Raw genomic sequence first — 17,556 nt, forward strand, 5'->3', positions numbered from 1 at the left:
GGGTCGCCTTTATAGGGACAGGTTATGGGTAATATTTTTAAGTTATCTGAAATAAGGCCGGAGATGAAACCTTAGAATAAAGAAGCCTTTATAGGCGAAAGGCTATGGGTAAAAGGGATAAAACTCACAGGGTAATCGCATCTTAGTTGAGTTATGAAATTACCATACCCTGGTCTAAAATTTGAATGTACAATTGAGATTGTTCCCTCAGAAACGTTTTAGGCTCTGGTTTATGTGTACCAGTCCTATCAGTGAAGGCTCCTGGAACCTAACGCCGGTTCAATTAATAGATTCAGTCGATCACCTTCTTCGATGGGTCGTCAACAATCTTGGACTGATGCCAAATTATCCCTCTGCGGCACTGGCAGCCAGGATTTTGATCATGAAGTCATTATCCATCCCTGCTTTGTAGCGCTTCATCTTCAGACTCTGGTGGGAGGGTTCGCGCTTGAGTAGATTAACACTCAGGCGGCGTAGCAGCCCGAGATTTTCAGCAGCATAGCCCTGGCGAACCCGACTGGAATCTTCATTGAAAGTGACATCAAGTACCCAATGTAGACTGTTTTCAACACCCCAATGGGAGCGAATCACACGGTTGTGCTGCGAGCCATCCGCCGCCAGGGTACTCAGGTAAAACTGAGTCTGGATCGTGGTTTTGTTCCATAAATACCGCCTTCGCCTGACCATCACCACACTGGTTAAACCCTGCCATTGTGTTTGGCGATGCAACAGGGGGAGTTGGCTCACAGGCACCGCCCACACCTGACGGGTTTCTCTGCGATGATGCCCAGCCTCAACCGTTTGATGGTAACTCAATTCAATCCCCTGCCAGTTCTGGTCTTGGGCCTGGACAAACCAGGCTTCCACCTCCGCCGCTTTGCTTGCCCTGGTTGCCCTTGAGGGCTAAGACATAGTCCCCACCGGCTTCCTTAATTTGTCGTGCAATGTCAATTTGGGTGCCCATCGCATCAAGAGTCACGTTCGCGCAGCGTGGCCTACGGCCAATCGCTCCTTTGAGGTTAAGCAACTTCAACAACAGTGGAACCGCAGTGATTTCATTCGATTGGCTCTCGACTTTTTTTTGTGCCAACATCAGCCCATGTTCACTGCTCCAGGCACTCACGCTGTGCAGCGCTTTGAGGTGCTTCTGGCGATCATAGGAACCTTTGGTCGTCAAGAATCAATATGAATGAGTTCAATATCTAAGCTCTGGGTGATACTGTCCACCCAACTCAGGAAGCCGGTTTCAAGTTCGGTGGGATCAAGAAGGCTAAACACCCGACCAAAGGTATCGTGGGATGGTATCCCATGGGGTAAGTCGAAAAATGTCTCCAGCCACTTTTGCTTAGCTTTACCGTAGGTTTCAATGGCCACAAACCCATCGGCTCCCGCAATCACAGCCAAAATTGCAATGGTGACAATTGCCACCAGATTGTGGTCGCTTCTGCGGCCTACCCGGGGATCCTCGAGATCCTGAAAATGATTGAGCACACTCTTTTTGAGGATCTGAGCCTCGCGCTCCTGCTGAGGTTTAAGAACGGGCTGGTTAAAACCTTTTGTCATGGAACCTTACCGGGAAATCAAAATTGTTGCTGATCCTTAGGTTAACCGCTGGGGTGTCTGTGAGACACATGGAACGGCAAAACCCCTTAATCTACATATCCCGCTTTTTGTCAAGTACAATTTATACCAAACAAAATGCGATTACCCTGCTTAACAGGTGGATTGAGACGAAGATGGGCGAATCAACGTTTGGAGACTTTTACTGAAGCTTTAGAAGCGTTTCGTACAGGGATATCTTATCGTTTTGCTGCTTGGCTAAACCAAAACACGGACGTATTCGCCGCTCATAAAGCCAGGTTTGGCTTGATTTGGGCTTGAAACTTGTTTAAGTCCCGCTAGAACTATTGCGTTTCCTTGATAATTTGAGCTAGAATAGAAAAATTAATGCGCTCGTTCGCGTAGCGTCTCCTAGGTCGAAAAGAGTAGCGGTTTGTGCGCAAGCTGAAAAGCCTCTGCTAGAAGCATAAGCCAAGAATCTAAAAGTAAGCCCAATAACTTTATTGGAGGGTCATTAGGCTGTTTGGCTCAGCCGTTAAGGGTGTAAAAACTCTTAAGAATCCCTCACTATAATCTTTGATTTAGTTATGGGAGTGTCAATCGTTAGCTTCCGCCGCAATTCATCCCACGTCCGAAATCAGTAGCGTCGGCGTGGGATGATCCGACAGGGCTGCGGCTATCGCATCTTATTTTTGTACATGCTGGCGGGGTGAGGATTTCAGCAATCGAGTCTGGTTTTTAATCAATTGATGAAATCCTTACTGGATCAGGGTTTTGTAATTTAGATGGGGTTTGCCTCTGAAATGGTTACAAACTGATGTGTTTTGTAAGTTTTATCGAACACTTCAAAGATAGATATCTTCTCCTTGCTCTGTGAATCGAACATCTTTAATATTTAACTCAGAGTTAGCGGTAAGAGTTTTACGCAAACTACCGAAAAGGGCAAATTGCTCACAAGTGGAGAGGGAGATAAACTGCCGCTGGGAATCTGGTGATAGGCGCAAATCGACGGTAGCTACACCAGTATTGGCATTGACCTTCACGCGGTATCCCGATACATTAAAGTCACTGGAGTTACCAGTCTCTAAAACTTTTCCTATAACTGTATTTACTGGATTTCCTACTGGTACAGCTACCTGTTCAGATACCAGAGACTGACACTGACTGTCAGCCCGATAGACATTAAGAATTACTGGGTTAGCTCGATTGCTATTATTATTACCTTGGCTGACTGTAGCCTTAAGCGCGACCTTACCAACCTTGGTTCCTGGTTGAGTTTCTTCCGTAGGTACAGTAATCTTAGGTAGAGTAGTATTAGAGGTTGCTACACCAGTGGTAGAGCTAGCCTCGGTGGCTGGTTCAGGAGATAGATTCCCTACAGGAGTTTTCTGGGAACCAGGATTGTTATCACTCACCAAACCATAGCTACTGAAACCAACGACAATTGCTGCAATCGCAACAGGAGCTAGATAGTGTTGAAAACTTTTCATTTGGCTTCGCTCAAAACAATGCTTCTAGCTGTTGTCTAAAGCAACAGTTACATCAATCCATATTCAAGGTAGAGCGTGGTTGATCAGGATAAAAGAGTTGAAAAATAGAAACTAGAAAATAAAAATTGAAATCATTTTCACGCTTATATCCCAATTCTGGCGCATTAGGGCTATAGATCAATTTAATTTGGCCATCTACCGACATTCGCAACACTCGTGACACTCGCAACACTCCCGATCTCTCCATCTGCATTTGTAGTCCTACTTTGAAGAATTGGTATTAACTGTGGGGGAGGCGAAACCCAGCTACCCTGTTGTAATAGCCTTGCTATCCTAAAAGAAGTTCCCCTAATAGGACATCCCCGATTCAATCAACCATGACTAAACAACCAGCCCGAATCTGCATTCTCGGTGGAGGCTTTGGGGGTCTCTATACAGCCCTACGCTTAAGCCAGCTGCCTTGGGAAAAGCCCCAACAACCAGAAATTGTCTTGGTTGATCAAAATGATCGGTTCTTATTTTCACCGCTGTTGTATGAACTGATGACTAGTGAACTACAAACCTGGGAAATTGCTCCACCCTATGAAGAATTGTTAGCAAACACAGGTGTACGCTTTACTCAGGCAGCGGTATCAGGCATTGATGTAGAACAGCAGCGGGTACAGCTAGAGACTGGAGTGGAATTGACCTATGATCGCCTGGTGTTAGCCCTAGGTGGAGAAACCCCCCTAGAGCAGGTGCCTGGGGTGGCTGAGTATGCTATCCCATTCCGAACTATCACTGATGCCTATCACCTAGAAGAACGGCTACGGATTTTGGAAGAATCCGATACAGATAAAATCCGGCTCGCTATAGTTGGTGCAGGTTACTCTGGTGTGGAACTAGCTTGCCATCTAGCCGAACGGTTGGGAGAGCGCGGAAGGTTGCGGTTGATTGAACTCGGTGATGTGATTCTAAGAACATCGACCGACTTTAACCGAGAGGCAGCACGCAAAGCTTTGAATGAACAGAAGGTCTGGATTGATTTGGAAACCAGTGTTGAGTCCATTGGAGCTGACACCATTTCTCTGTTGTATAAAGGACAGGTTGATACTATCCCCGTAGATTTGGTGCTGTGGACAGTAGGCACAAGAGTCACACCAGTTGTGCGATCGCTTCCGCTCAAACAAAACCACCGTGGTCAGCTGATCACCAGCCAAAGGTTACAAGCGGTTGACCATCCCGAAATTTTTGCCCTAGGTGATCTAGCCGATTGCCGAGATGCTGATAATCAACCAGTTCCCAATACAGCTCAATCCGCTTTTCAGCAAGCTGATTATGTGGGTTGGAATGTCTGGGCTTCTTTAACTGGGCGTCCCCTGCTCCCCTTCCGTTACCAGCAGTTGGGAGAGATGATGACTTTGGGGAAAGACAATGCAACTCTTACTGGTTTAGGTGTCAAGCTGGATGGTCCTTTAGCCCACATAGTGCGGCGACTTGCCTATCTTTATCGGATGCCAACTATAGAGCACCAACTGAAAGTTGGCATGAACTGGATTACTCGACCATTAACTGATCTGCTGTCTGGAACATAAAGGTTAGTAAACAGCACAAGAAAATGTCGCAGAGTCTACCAAAAACTCTTATTATTTGTTAAACTTAAATTATGGTAACACCGACAGGGATTATTATGTAACTTAAATTAAAGCCGAAAACCAAGGGTTTAGTAGTTGCACTTAGATCCCGGTGTTAGACTTTTTTGACATTTTTATGGCGCTCGCGGGATATTCCGTCAGAGAAGCGCGGAGATACCCCCTGGATGCTATTGCATCTTGCATTGGCGAGCCAGAATTTGCCTTTGGTAGGTTTTGGTAGCTAAAAAGTATCGGCATACATACAGGAAAATGGAAAATTGAAATTAAATGAACAATTAACCATTAACAATTAACCATTAACCATGGAAAAACCGCGAGTAATTTTTCTAGATGCTGTCGGTACACTATTTGGTGTTCAAGGGAGTGTAGGGGAAGTTTATAGTGCGATCGCTAATCAATTTGGGGTTACAGTACCTGCTTCAGCTTTGGACAAAGCCTTTGTCAAAGCCTTCGCCTCAGCAGAACCAGCGGTTTTTCCAGAAACAGATCCTGAAGAAATTCCCCAGCGAGAATTTGAATGGTGGTGGGTGATTGCCTCCCGCACCTTTGAACAAGTTGGTGTACTTGACCAGTTCACCGATTTCATTGATTTTTTTGACGAACTCTATGCCCACTTTGCCACTGGTCAACCTTGGTTAATTTATCCGGATGTTATCCCAGCTCTGAAAGCATGGCAGCATATTGGTATTGAGTTGGGTGTCGTATCAAATTTTGATTCCCGTCTCCATCTTGTCTTAAAAGCTCTAAAATTAGAAGAATTTTTCTCCTCCATCACAATTTCTACCCAAACTGGCTTTGCCAAGCCTGATCCACAGATTTTTGCTGCTGCTTTACAAAAACATCACTGTAGTGCTCAGGAGGCTTTTCATATTGGTGATAGTTTTAAAGAAGACTATCAAGGTGCTCAGGCAGCTGGCTTGAGAGCATTTTTGATCAAGCGCAAACCAATGACTTAACTTAAACGCGATGCTCCTAGGTCGCCGCTACGCGAACGCACCGATTGGTTTCCACACCAGTTTCTGCTTGATAGCTGTTGCTGTGGTATAGTGTGACTGCTTCTTTGAGGATATTGGCTGCTAACTATGAATTCTTGGTTCTGGGTAAAGGGTAACCAGTAACTCACTTTCTTTAACGGCTAACTCATCCAACCGCTGAGCTACCAGTACTCGCTCAAAATAGGTATCAGCCAGTACCCAGTAAATACCATAGTGACGAGCCTCAGATGCCATCAAGCTACGATAAAATTTTGCTAAAAATGGATCACAACAGTGAGTTGCTAGTAATCCCAAACGTTCGTGAGAACGAGCCTCGATCAGTCCAGCAACTAGTAAAGAATCCAACAACCGTTCTGGTTCGTTTCGGCGAATCTGAGCTTTCAATCCAGCTCCATAGGGTGGTGAAGAAAGGGGACCTAAGGGAATGCTACGTCTTTCTAGCCACTGGTTAACTTGCTCGAAATGTTCTAGTTCCTCACGGGCAATGACCGTCAGCTGACGCACAAGTTTACTGTAGGATGGGTAGCGAAACATTAAATTCAGTGCTACTCCAGCTGCTTTACGTTCACAATGGGAATGGTCGAGTAAAATAACATCAAGGTGCCCAAGGGCTTGCTCGATCCAAGCCTGGCTAGTAGGGTGTTTGAGGGTATTAATCAAAGGCAGACCAGAAGAAGACACAGTTTTTGTTCAAATCAAAGTAGTTGGCTTGTTCATTGCAGACAGGCTTTGGTATCGGTAGACGATACTATTAATTTTAACTGAATCGTGTCAATCCCCGTCTTGTTAAGGTGCAGGTGTAATCTCGTCAAAAAATTGGTTCAATACCCGCTTTTGTAGCAACAAGTTGGGTCTCAAACCCCGACTTACCCGTAGCCAATCCGGGTAGTTCATGATAAATTTACATAGACACTACGCATAGACACTTATAAGACAAGTTAAACTAGCTACTTGAGCCTATTCCTCAAACTATTACACTTAACGACTCTATTCAGGAATAGCAAATACCTTAAAAGGAAGACCACTCTGAAAGAATTGGTGCATATATCTATAAATAGGTATGAGGCTAATGGTATTAGGTATTAGGTACAACAAAAGCAGTTGATAGCCTCTGTGCTTGAGGAGGTGTGCTTCATAGGCTGGTCATAAACCGCAACCGCTTAGCCATTTAACCTAGAACTCTGATGCCTAAAGCCATTAACCTTAAATTTTATATGAAGGGGTCTACCTGATATTTAACGAAATTAGATTTGGATAAGTAAAGTAATGACACACCGTCGTATTGTTATCGGTGACGTTCATGGTCACTATAATTCTCTTATGGCCTTATTGGATGCGATCGCACCCACTAGTGACGACACCGTTTATTTTCTTGGAGACTTGATTGATCGAGGACCAATGAGTTCTCAGGTTGTCGAATTTGTCAAGCAAAACGCTCACCCCTGTTTATTAGGTAATCATGAGCTGATGTTACTAGAAATTATCGGTAACAATTTAGTACCTAACTCAACACGACAAGCCTGGCTCTATAGTGGTGGTGAAAGTACTATCAACAGCTATGGTGGAAAAGTCTGCCAAGATCACCTAGATTGGATCAAAACACTGCCAACCTACATTGATTTAGGAGATACCTGGCTAGTTCATGCCGGGGTTAATCCTCGCATGACCATTGAGGAGCAAACCGTTGAGCAATTTTGTTGGATTCGGGATGAATTTCACAGTATGCGTGAACCTTACTTTCTCGACAAGCTGATCATCACGGGTCACACCATGACTTTCACCTTACCAGGAGTGGCTCCCGGTACCATAGCCCAAGGTTGTGGTTGGCTAGATATAGACACTGGTGCTTATCATCCGAAAAGTGGTTGGATGACAGGTCTAGACATTACCAATAATCTTGTTTATCAAGTTAACGTCTTTCGGGGTGATGTTCGCCAATTCCCCTTGGAAGAAGCCGTGACCAAGATAGAACCTAGTAAAATATGCCGACGTCAAGTATTGAGTACCTCGTGAAGGTGATATAGGTTAACAAAAAGACTATTGATCAAGCTTTCTGCTCTTGAGCTAGCTGTGCTTATCTGAGCACTCGCCCTCGACGACCTGTTGTCCTTTTGAGGGCAGCTTTTTTCTGGTTGCGGACTACACGAGTTTTGTTTTTGTAAGCCCGATTGTTTAATCCATCACCAACATAAGCACTATTTGAATCGATAGACTGCTCCAAGGAATCAATTCGGTCTGCTGTTGACGGATGAGTACTCAAAAACCCTGGAATAGAGCCTCTTTGCTTGAGGAGTTTTTTCATAAAGTCTACTGATCCTATCGGAGCATAGCCTGCTTGTTTTAAGTTCTTGATACCTAGTTCATCAGCTTCAAATTCATGCTGACGACTGTTGGGACGACGTAGTGCGAATTCCACGCCCAGATTAACCATCGTGCTGCTATCAACTCCAGCCGCTTCTGCTAAACCTCTAGCGATCGCGGCTTGCCTAATTTGCTGGATACTATGACGAGCTACAATATGACCAATCTCATGAGCTATCACACTTGCCAGTTGAGCTTCATTGTCTGCTGCTGCGATTAAACCCGTGTTAATATAAACAAATCCTCCCATAGTAGCAAAAGCATTAATATTAGCATCATCGACCACCTGGAATGTATAGTTAATATTTGGGCGTTCGCTGCTTTTAGCTAGTCGCTGACCAATTTGATCAACATAGCGATTAATTTCCCGATTGCGATAGAGCTTAAATTGCTTGCTAACAAGTTGCTGATTAATTTGCTGACCAATTTGGACTTCCTGTTGATCAGACATATTAGATAACTGGATAATCTGAATACCACGCAATAGCAGCTCTAACCAGGGAACCCCTTGGGCAACCTGAGCTGTTCCCACCACCAGACTCAGGGATAGAAGCATGCTGATTAACGGATACAACAAACGACGTCGATAACGGGAGTAAATCGATAATATATTGCTTAACATAGCAAAATTATGAATTATTAAATCCAAAAGAGATTATTTTAGCTATTTGTTGCTAAAAAGGGTTTGCAGCCATGACTTGCTGTAGACAAGCCTTGTCTTTAGCATCATAAGTCAACTCTCTACTAGGAGTTGTCTGCCATAATTACTAACCAGTAAAATTCCTCGTTATGGTTGAACCCCAAATAGGGTAATATGTTCCACAGACGAACCTGGTGTTTGTTATTCTCACTCACCAGTTATGGATAACTCGTATTATAGGTATTAGTTATGAGGTATTAGGTACATCAAAAGCAGTTAACAGCCGATTTGCTTTAAGAATAGCCCTTGATAACTAGGTTAGAAACCCCTTAGCCATTCAACCTAGAGCCAGCGAACCTTAAGGAGTTATCTTTAACACTATACAATTTTCGCAAAAACACCTAAGCAAGTTTATGGCTATTGTAGATTCTAAAGGACGTTTGTTTGGCAAGGTGAGCATTATCGACTTCGGTGCTGCCTTGGTGATTTTGTTGGTAGTTGTAGGAATTTTCTTCTTTCCTGGTGAGTCTGGTTCCGTTGCCCAACTCAATAGCACCAAACCAGTAGAAGTAGATATCATTGTCCGGGGGTTAAGCTTGCTTGAACCAGATGTGTTGGTCAATCAGTTGGAGGAGACCAAGAAGACTAATATTGTGATTCGTAAGCAACCCTATGGTCAGGTTGACGTCAAATCTGTCAAAATTCTGCGTAGAAGTGTCCTGGTGCCACAACCAGATGGCTCTATCAAAGAACTACCAGATCCCAGACCTAGCTTTTATGGGATTAATATGTTACTGACCTTAGGTGGTAAAGCAACAATCACCAAAGATGGAGTAGTGTTGGGCAATAGCAAGATTAAAATTGGTACCCCGGTAGAGTTAGAAGGTAGAGATTATAACTTCAACGCCAGTGTGATTAATGTCAGAGTAGAATAATCACGAGTGATGGGGTCAATTGAACTAAGAATTTATACCATAGACCCCACACGCTTCGCACCCGCAAGGGAGGTCTTGAGTTCATTTAGTATCAGCTTTTTCCACCGAAGCATCATTGATTCCCAGGGTAAGCCTTAGAGGTTTCCGGTAAGGATAGGCTCTAGCAACTTGCCGGTAAACGTCATAGTTAGTAGGTAGTGTAACTGTCTGTGCCCCCTCTTTATAGGTGATATTGTATTTAACTGTACGCAACAGCTCTGGCTTGCTAGGCTTATGATGAAGTGGCTGACGCTGTTCTACTTCATCAATGGTTGGTTTTGGTGGGACAACTGGCCACCATAAGCCCTTGTCATCAGGTCCTGTTACAGCACCTTCTGGTTTCTCACCATTGCGGTTGACTACGGACTTGGAAGCAAACTCCTCAACATCGGGATCTCTATCAGTTGTTGAATTAATAGAATACTCAACTCGCCAGGTTAAGGTGGTCAGTGCTGTAGCTTCATACTCAGTAATAATCACAGTGTTACAACTGCTAAGCACTACTGCTACACAAAAGCCGATCAACATCAAGATAATCTGGCGACGCCGCAAAATGCGATCAAGTAGGACATGGAAACTAGTCAAATTCACTCCACCCCATCCAAACTTACGACTAAATGCAATTTGCTCCCCTCTACCCTATTCTGTACCAAATTATCAAACCTGCCTTTCCCAATTGCCTGTGGTCAGGAGCAAGGGATTCACCTGCGATCGCACTGACCTTCGATGATGGACCCCATCCACACTACACTCCCAAGTTACTGCAAGTCTTAGACCGCTACCAAGTCAGAGCCAGTTTTTTCTGGTTGGGTGTTTGCGTAAACCAAGCCCCCAGTGTCGCCAGAGAAGTTTACCAACAAGGTCACTGGTTAGGACTTCATGGATATTACCATCAGTCTTTTCCCTTTTTAAAACGGGATGCCCTTCAGCAGAGTTTGCTCCTTACCCAAGACGCGATCGCTAAAGCTTGTCAGATTCACCCAGACAAGGTACAAGACGTTCGTCCCCCTAACGGATTATTTACGCCCCGAACCTTGAATATACTGCACCAGTGGAACTATAGATCAGTAATGTGGAGTGTTGTTCCAGAAGACTGGAAACGTCCTGGTGTCAGTATAATCGTGGAGAGAGTCCTAAAGCAGGTTCAAAACGGTTCCCTGATCGTCCTACATGATGGTTATTATGGAGGACAAGATGTGGTTGAAACTACGGCTGAGTTAATTCCTCAGCTATTGAACCAAGGTTACAAATTTGTTAGCATTGACCAGCTATGGCAGGAAAATTAGTAGTTTTGTTAATTGACTTACGGTGTTCTCACTCACTGCACCGTAAACTCCTATAACAACTGCTTTGCTAGACGCAACCGGTTTTCCATCTCATTACTCCTGTAGTGAAGTGAACTACTTGATCCAATTACCTCCTCTATATACTTCATATAGAGTAGACTATCCAGTTTAACGCTATATGTAGTGCTCAGCTAATCTGATCAATTTTAAAAACAATGAGCAAACTGTAAAAATTAAAATTAGAAATTAAAATAATGATCAACCGAAAGCTCCATCGGACTAGGAGACTTGCTTCCCCTACGCAATGTTCCTATCGTCTTTCTCTGGAGTATTTCCGATGCCCTGGTTCACCATTCCCTTACGGAGGAATACCGAATTAGGAGCTGGTTAAATAAACTTACTTGGCAGTACTTTCACTTAGCGTGTTACTACATTGGCTAGGGTTATGTGTTACAAGAGTAATGCAAAATAATCATTACCTAGAGCCAGAGCTTGTCAATGGTTATCATACAGGACAAGTTAATTAACCTAGTGAAGTCCAACTGTTGGGTTTTATAGAACATTAGTACTAAAATAGTGACTATATTATAGGCATAAGGGAAAGTGGGTAATGATTGCTACACTTTCTCAAAGCTTTTGACTAGATAAATAAGCTAAATTTTTCAGATAAACACTAGAGCAAAATTTTGTAAATAAGGCTACAATCAAAAAGTCTTCCCAAAATTCAGTATTAACACTTAAATGGATAGTAGATTCACTGCAAGTTAAGTCCAAGGAAATAGAGTCGATCTAATTCCTACCGCTGAAGCGATTGACCCACCATAGGGTGCAACAAACAAGGTTCTCACTGACTAAGCTATCTTAAGTAGATCAACGGACATCATCTACTGGTCTGAAACTGAAGGAGCATGAGGAAAAAACATGACCCAGGCAAATGAATTACTCGCAACAATCGCTCAACCTCAGAGCGATTTAGAAGTCTTGATTGAGGATGACGTGAACCGAGATGATTTGGTGGACGCTCAACCGGATGAGGAAAATACTAAGCCTGGTAAGGGGCGATCTAACCGTCGCCGAACCCAAAGCAAAAAGAAGCACTATACAGAAGATTCAATTCGCCTCTATTTGCAGGAAATTGGCAGGATTCGTCTACTCAGAGCTGATGAAGAAATTGAATTAGCCCGTAAAATTGCTGATTTGTTGGAATTAGAACGAGTGCGGGAGCGCTTGTCTGAACAGTTAGAGCGGGAACCTGGAGATCGGGAATGGGCAACAGAGGTCGATATGGAGCTGCCAGCTTTCCGTTACCGCTTACACGTCGGTCGGCGGGCTAAGGAAAAAATGGTGCAGTCTAACCTCCGTTTGGTGGTTTCCATCGCCAAAAAATATATGAATCGAGGACTCTCATTCCAAGACTTGATTCAAGAAGGTTCTCTAGGTTTAATCCGGGCTGCGGAAAAATTTGACCACGAAAAAGGCTACAAGTTTTCCACCTATGCTACCTGGTGGATTCGTCAAGCTATTACTCGTGCCATTGCTGACCAGTCCCGGACTATCCGCTTACCCGTTCACCTTTATGAAACCATCTCGCGGATCAAGAAAACCACTAAACTCCTTTCTCAAGAAATGGGTCGCAAGCCCACAGAAGAGGAAATTGCAGATCGGATGGAAATGACCATCGAGAAGTTGCGATTCATTGCCAAATCAGCCCAACTTCCCATCTCCTTAGAAACACCTATTGGTAAAGAAGAAGACTCCCGCTTGGGAGACTTTATTGAAGCCGATGGTGAAACCCCAGAAGATCAGGTTTCCAAAAATCTACTCCGGGAAGACCTAGAAAGTGTCCTTGATACCCTGAGTCCCCGGGAACGTGACGTACTGCGTCTACGCTATGGATTAGATGATGGACGGATGAAGACTTTGGAAGAAATCGGCCAAATCTTCAACGTGACGCGGGAACGGATTCGGCAAATTGAAGCCAAAGCTCTTCGCAAACTACGCCATCCAAATCGCAATAGCATTCTCAAGGAATATATCCGATAGAAAACCCTGCTGCTTGATAGCAATCAGGGTTTTCTGTTATCGTTGCATCTAGTGGGTGGGGAATAGGGATTCATATGAAGTCTGGTTAATCACATATAATAAGGTTGGTGCCATGCATGTTAATTGTAAATTGACTCCTAACAATTTTTAATTTTCAATTTTCAATTGGCTATCAACCAAACATCATAAGTATTCAAACAGACATTATATCACATTCCTTACCCCAATTCCTATCCAGAAATTAGTTCCGGTGCGCTTGACCTTTGAAGAATTAAATTACGGGGTCGCACCGTTTTCATATTTTAGCTGACACTCCGTAGGAAAAACTATGGAATCAGCTAAAAACACATAAGAAAGCTGGAGTTCAACACTAGAACTCCAGCTATTTATTGAGATTGACAAATTTAACTAACTATTGGGAACTACATTAAGCCCAAGAAGTGTAGTACACCTTGACCAGTAATATATTCTGTGACTAAAGCAGCGATGAAGCCGATCATAGCTAGACGACCATTTAAGTTTTCTGCTTTAGGGGTGAAACCGAACTTGGCTTCGTTAGACTCTTGATTGGACATGGTTCTTTGCTCCGCTAATTTACTCTGTGTAGCCCGTTTATATTAAAAAATGTAACAAATTATTGGCTAAATGTCAATTATCTGCATAGGCAAGCGGGATGAATTGTGTATAAAGTCTTAGTTCATCAATGATGTAAACTTATGTGAAGCATAATTTCCTGTTTTCATCATGATCTCTCGTCGCGCATTTCTCAGCAGTCTGTTGGCTAGCTTTATCGTTTTGCTAGCTTGGATAAATTTTCCCAACCCTGCCCATGCTCTCGGTGGCAAACAACCTCCTCTCAATAAACCCGCACCCGAGTTCACCTTACCAACCAATACTGGTAAGGGTAAGGTGTCCCTGTCCGATTATCAGGGTAAATGGGTCGTACTCTATTTCTACCCCAAAGACTTTACTAGTGGTTGCACCTTGGAAGCTAACAGATTTCAGCAAGATTTGCCCAAATATATGGAGAGAAATGCGCAGATCCTAGGGGTGAGCGTGGATGATGTCGATTCTCACGCGGAGTTTTGTGACTCAGAGGGTTTACATTTCCCACTTTTAGCTGACACCGATGGCTCTGTCAGCAAGGCTTATGGTTCTTGGTTAGGTATTATGTCCCTACGCCATACCTATATCATTGATCCAGAAGGCATTCTACGGGAAATATTCCTTGGTGTGATACCAGCAATTCATAGCCAGGAAGTACTGGCTCGTCTGGATGAGTTAATGTCTACTTCTTTCTGAGTTGATTTCCCACGTACGATTAAGCTTTAACAAGATTTATGCCCTGAGGAGGTCTAATCTCTGGTGTAATATCTCTGGTCTAATTTATATAGATAGAGTTTAACCAAATCAACTCATTTCTAGATATAGCTGTACATATAGCTTGAGTGCCTAAGTCCTATTTAAGCATCCTTGAAGGAGGCTACTGAAAGTAGGCTGAGTACTGAAGCCGGATCATCAACAGTAGGGCTGGTTAGCTGAACATTGTCAATGATGAGTCCAGACTGAGTTTGATTACTCAATTCATTCACAACACCAAAGCCTAGGCTGTAGGTTCCAGCAGTAGTGAAGGTATGAGTAAATGCTTTAAATCCGGTTTGGTTGTAAAAGTTGTTCGGTGCTTGACTAAAGACCCCTAGGATTGGGTTAGCTAGTTCATAGACAATTTGGGACTTGGGAGAACTAAGGCAGAAGAAAGCGAAGTCGGCAACAATAGCCTCATCTCCCACGTCTTCATTGGTGAAAAAATTCCAATCAAAGGTTAAGCTATCACCAACACCAGGGGTAATCATTTGTTGGATAGCAGCACCTCTGACTACCTTGCTAGAAGTACCACATATGCCAACGGTGTCTAAAATTTTCTGGGCAATACAATCGAGAGTTCCTGTGGACAGGTATAAAAACTCCTCTAGTTTAGAGGCTGATGGGGCTTTTGGCTGGCCTGTTCTGGTGACTTCCTTATTGCTAGTTCTTAGTAAAAGCTGCTTTTCTCCCTCTGTTGGAGTAATGCCAAAACTAGCTCTTTTGATCCCACCTGGTCCTAACTTTTGCCAGCCTTTAAGTCCTTCTTCAAAGCCACCATTAACTAGTTTAACTGGTTGCTCAGCACTAGAAAAACTAGACGAGTCAACCAGATAGTTGATGTCTTTTCTTAAAGTGGACTGTTTTGGCATTTGAGACGTGGACATAAAATTAATTTTTCTAGAACGCTAAAGGTTGAAACGACGATGATTCCAGAAAAATCAGAGGCAATCTTAACTTTTGACATGAGCACCAACCGTATGAACACCCTGATTAATCTGATCAGTTTGATGATCGTCTAATGACTAATGAACGTATTGTGTAAATTTTTACACGGTTGTTTCCTTAAAAGTCAATGTATCTAGGTAATCTTTACAAGATATTTATATTTGGATATTTATTCATTAAGTTTCCGAGAAGAAACGATTAACTATAACCTTGAAAAATTAAAATTATAGTTTTGATTTGTCACTAAGCTTCCAATGTCAATATTTTGTCAAGGAATCTGTTCAATTCAGGTTAATTCCTTACTGTTCCAAAATCAGAGCAAAAGGAACAGCAAAGATTGTTCAGCTTTTTTAAAGTTTTCCTATTTATTTTTTATAGTTAAAGTTTCGCTCAAGTTGCTTCAAGATTTTATACATTTCTGGAAGCCGATTGTAGATGGCAGATATTTTTAGCCAGAGTTTGTTGGAAATAGCAGGATAGCCAGACACTACACTTCCGGGTTCTACATCTTTGTGGATTCCGGATTTAGCGGTCACAATTGCTCCATCCCCAACTTTCACTTGATTCGCAATTCCTACCTGACCCGCCAGCAGCACTTGATTACCCACTTTGACTCCTCCAGATAATCCGACTTGGGCTGCCAAGGCACAGTTTTGTCCCACCTCGGAGCCGTGACCAATATGTACCAAATTATCTAATTTAGTGTTGCGTCCAATCCGAGTTTCCCCAACCGCTGGACGGTCAATAGTGCTGTTACAGCCAACTTCCACCCCATCTTCTAAGACCGTGTAGCCAGACTGTTGCATTTTATACCACCCTTGGGGGGTTGGAACAAAGCCAAACCCTTCAGCACCAATGACTGCACCACTATGAATCACACAATCGTTACCAATGTGGCTCCGTTCATGAATAGTGCAGTTGGCATGTAAGACAGTGCGATCGCCTATGTCTACTTCAGGATATATTACTACATTAGGATGGATACAAACCTGATTGCCAATCTTTACCCCTGCTAAAATTACGACGTTGGGTCCAATATAGACATCATTTCCTAACTGAGCATCTGGGTCAATCACTGCACTGGGGTGGATGACTGGTTCTGGTTGAAAAGGTTGATAGAAACATGCGATCGCATGAGCAAATAGTAATCTCGGTTCAGATGTCCCTACCCAAGCAATACCTCTTTCTGTCGCTTTTGCCTGTAATGCTTCATCCAGAGACAAAATTAAGGCACTCGCCTGGGTTTTTTCTACCATGTGGGCAAACTTGGGTCCCTCAATATAACTGAGAGTGCCTGGGGTGGCTTTATCGATGGGAGCAACTCCGGTAATTTCAGGGTTAAGCTCTGTATCGCTATTCAGGCTATGGCACAAAGACGCTGTATTACCCAGGTGTTCTATTAAAAGACTAAATTTCATGGCTCAGCAATGGGTGGGTGTGGAATTTGACCAAAATTTTGGGTTTCAAGCCTGGCCTTGGCCAAAAGGCCACGCGGGGCGCGTTTGGCCACGCTACGCTAACGCCCATAAGCGGGGGACTTTTAGTGTATAATATGTTTAAGTGTGTAGAAAGCGCACAGGCAGGATTCGTCGGTACTGCCCTATTTAATAACGAGCGTAATGCGCATGCTAGTACACGAAGCGCGAAAAACCTCGCCGGTGCGCTTGACCTATTAAGAATTAAATTCGCCACGGGTCGCACCGCTAAAACGCATGGATCTGCCACGGATACCGAACACCAGTAAAATACAGTTTCGTGCATATTTTTAGCTGTCCGGCAAAAGAAGCCCCACACCTAATGCATAGCATTAGGTGTGGGGCTTCTTTTGCACAGGGTATTATAAAATTGCTATAATATATTTACTGATAAACAAAGCCGTTCGCGAAGCGTGGCCAAAGGCCTTAAATGCTGGGCAAGTCAGACACCTACGTTCCTTAAAAATAGAACTTATTGTATTGTTCCGGCGCGGAGGGGCATCCCGGAGACGAAACCTGATCAGAGCGATGCAGTCGGCCAAAGGGGGTTTCCCCCATGAGCGACTGCATCAAGACAGGGTCGCCTTAATCATAAAGTTTTAACCAAAGGTGCGCTTTCCGTTGGCGAATTAAATTCGCCACGGGTCGCACCTCTTTTATGCATAGCCGACTAACCATAAAGGCGACCCTCTTTAAGCGGTAACTTCTGACCGTGTCGTTAATAAAGCAAGCCTACGTATCCGTTCGCGCAGCGTCGGCGAAAGCCGATACCGTTGGGTGGAGTTGGC

The 17,556-nt window shown here is 43.7% G+C and carries 16 protein-coding genes and 2 pseudogenes; 9 read left to right on the forward strand and 9 right to left on the reverse strand.

The genetic code is table 11. From position 1 onward, the window contains the following. Positions 1-345 precede the first annotated feature (345 nt). Positions 346-1,563 (reverse strand): annotated as a pseudogene (locus tag F6K57_RS27360) (ISAs1 family transposase). Positions 1,564-1,713: 150 nt separating this feature from the next. Between F6K57_RS27360 and F6K57_RS27365 the strand changes: the two are divergent. After that, a pseudogene (locus tag F6K57_RS27365) lies at positions 1,714-1,881 on the forward strand (IS701 family transposase); the annotation flags it as partial. A gap of 524 nt (positions 1,882-2,405) precedes the next feature. Here F6K57_RS27365 and F6K57_RS27370 read toward each other — a convergent pair. Together F6K57_RS27370 and F6K57_RS27375 are read right to left on the reverse strand one after the other, a co-directional pair. Then, on the reverse strand, positions 2,406-3,050 hold the full coding sequence (locus F6K57_RS27370) for a sporulation/spore germination protein (protein ID WP_293071599.1): 645 nt from the start codon (positions 3,048-3,050) through the stop codon (positions 2,406-2,408). 52 nt (positions 3,051-3,102) lie between these two features. Beyond that, positions 3,103-3,297, reverse strand: coding sequence for a hypothetical protein (locus F6K57_RS27375; protein ID WP_293071600.1), 195 nt, complete (start codon positions 3,295-3,297; stop codon positions 3,103-3,105). A gap of 130 nt (positions 3,298-3,427) precedes the next feature. Between F6K57_RS27375 and F6K57_RS27380 the strand changes: the two genes are divergently transcribed. Then, entirely contained in the window at positions 3,428-4,624 is a 1,197-nt protein-coding gene (locus tag F6K57_RS27380) for an NAD(P)/FAD-dependent oxidoreductase (protein ID WP_293044624.1), read from the forward strand. A gap of 362 nt (positions 4,625-4,986) precedes the next feature. Next, positions 4,987-5,640: an HAD family hydrolase gene (locus F6K57_RS27385; protein WP_293020422.1), complete on the forward strand. Its 654-nt coding sequence runs from the start codon at positions 4,987-4,989 to the stop codon at positions 5,638-5,640. A gap of 120 nt (positions 5,641-5,760) precedes the next feature. On the opposite strand, the gene miaE is transcribed toward F6K57_RS27385, so the two are convergent. Further along, entirely contained in the window at positions 5,761-6,360 is a 600-nt protein-coding gene (gene miaE, locus F6K57_RS27390; RefSeq protein WP_293071601.1) for a tRNA isopentenyl-2-thiomethyl-A-37 hydroxylase MiaE, read from the reverse strand. A 585-nt stretch (positions 6,361-6,945) separates the two neighbouring features. On the opposite strand from miaE, the gene F6K57_RS27395 reads away from it, so the two are divergent. Continuing rightward, entirely contained in the window at positions 6,946-7,692 is a 747-nt protein-coding gene (locus F6K57_RS27395) for a metallophosphoesterase family protein (RefSeq protein WP_293020420.1), read from the forward strand. Between the two features lie 61 nt (positions 7,693-7,753). Here the strand turns inward: F6K57_RS27395 and F6K57_RS27400 are convergent, their stop codons facing one another. Then, positions 7,754-8,662: a M48 family metallopeptidase gene (locus F6K57_RS27400; RefSeq protein WP_293020419.1), complete on the reverse strand. Its 909-nt coding sequence runs from the start codon at positions 8,660-8,662 to the stop codon at positions 7,754-7,756. 431 nt (positions 8,663-9,093) lie between these two features. Here F6K57_RS27400 and F6K57_RS27405 point away from each other — a divergent pair, with 431 nt between their 5' ends. Next, positions 9,094-9,615, forward strand: coding sequence for a DUF4330 domain-containing protein (locus F6K57_RS27405; protein WP_293020418.1), 522 nt, complete (start codon positions 9,094-9,096; stop codon positions 9,613-9,615). A gap of 81 nt (positions 9,616-9,696) precedes the next feature. Here F6K57_RS27405 and F6K57_RS27410 read toward each other — a convergent pair whose 3' ends face one another. After that, on the reverse strand, positions 9,697-10,245 hold the full coding sequence (locus F6K57_RS27410) for a hypothetical protein (RefSeq protein WP_293020416.1): 549 nt from the start codon (positions 10,243-10,245) through the stop codon (positions 9,697-9,699). Between the two features lie 26 nt (positions 10,246-10,271). Here F6K57_RS27410 and F6K57_RS27415 point away from each other — a divergent pair, with 26 nt between their 5' ends. Both F6K57_RS27415 and rpoD read left to right on the forward strand, forming a co-directional pair. Then, positions 10,272-10,940, forward strand: a complete 669-nt coding sequence (locus tag F6K57_RS27415; protein WP_293020414.1) for a polysaccharide deacetylase family protein — start codon at positions 10,272-10,274, stop codon at positions 10,938-10,940. A gap of 921 nt (positions 10,941-11,861) precedes the next feature. Further along, positions 11,862-12,983, forward strand: coding sequence for an RNA polymerase sigma factor RpoD (gene rpoD / locus F6K57_RS27420; protein ID WP_071102452.1), 1,122 nt, complete (start codon positions 11,862-11,864; stop codon positions 12,981-12,983). 422 nt (positions 12,984-13,405) lie between these two features. On the opposite strand, the gene F6K57_RS27425 is transcribed toward rpoD, so the two are convergent. After that, entirely contained in the window at positions 13,406-13,558 is a 153-nt protein-coding gene (locus tag F6K57_RS27425) for a chlorophyll a/b-binding protein (RefSeq protein WP_008182021.1), read from the reverse strand. Between the two features lie 169 nt (positions 13,559-13,727). On the opposite strand from F6K57_RS27425, the gene F6K57_RS27430 reads away from it, so the two are divergent. Beyond that, positions 13,728-14,285, forward strand: a complete 558-nt coding sequence (locus F6K57_RS27430; RefSeq protein ID WP_293071602.1) for a peroxiredoxin — start codon at positions 13,728-13,730, stop codon at positions 14,283-14,285. A 161-nt stretch (positions 14,286-14,446) separates the two neighbouring features. On the opposite strand, the gene F6K57_RS27435 is transcribed toward F6K57_RS27430, so the two are convergent. Together F6K57_RS27435 and lpxD are read right to left on the reverse strand one after the other, a co-directional pair. Further along, the gene (locus tag F6K57_RS27435) at positions 14,447-15,232 is read right to left on the reverse strand and encodes a hypothetical protein (protein WP_293020407.1); all 786 of its coding nucleotides are present in this window, start codon (positions 15,230-15,232) and stop codon (positions 14,447-14,449) included. A 426-nt stretch (positions 15,233-15,658) separates the two neighbouring features. Further along, positions 15,659-16,711: a UDP-3-O-(3-hydroxymyristoyl)glucosamine N-acyltransferase gene (lpxD, locus tag F6K57_RS27440; protein ID WP_293071603.1), complete on the reverse strand. Its 1,053-nt coding sequence runs from the start codon at positions 16,709-16,711 to the stop codon at positions 15,659-15,661. Here lpxD and F6K57_RS27445 point away from each other — a divergent pair. Continuing rightward, positions 16,710-16,844, forward strand: coding sequence for a hypothetical protein (locus F6K57_RS27445; RefSeq protein WP_293071604.1), 135 nt, complete (start codon positions 16,710-16,712; stop codon positions 16,842-16,844). The genes lpxD and F6K57_RS27445 overlap by 2 nt on opposite strands. Positions 16,845-17,556: the final 712 nt, after the last annotated feature.

The sequence above is a fragment of the Moorena sp. SIO4A5 genome (assembly GCF_010672005.1).
In the GTDB taxonomy this organism is placed as follows: domain Bacteria; phylum Cyanobacteriota; class Cyanobacteriia; order Cyanobacteriales; family Coleofasciculaceae; genus Moorena.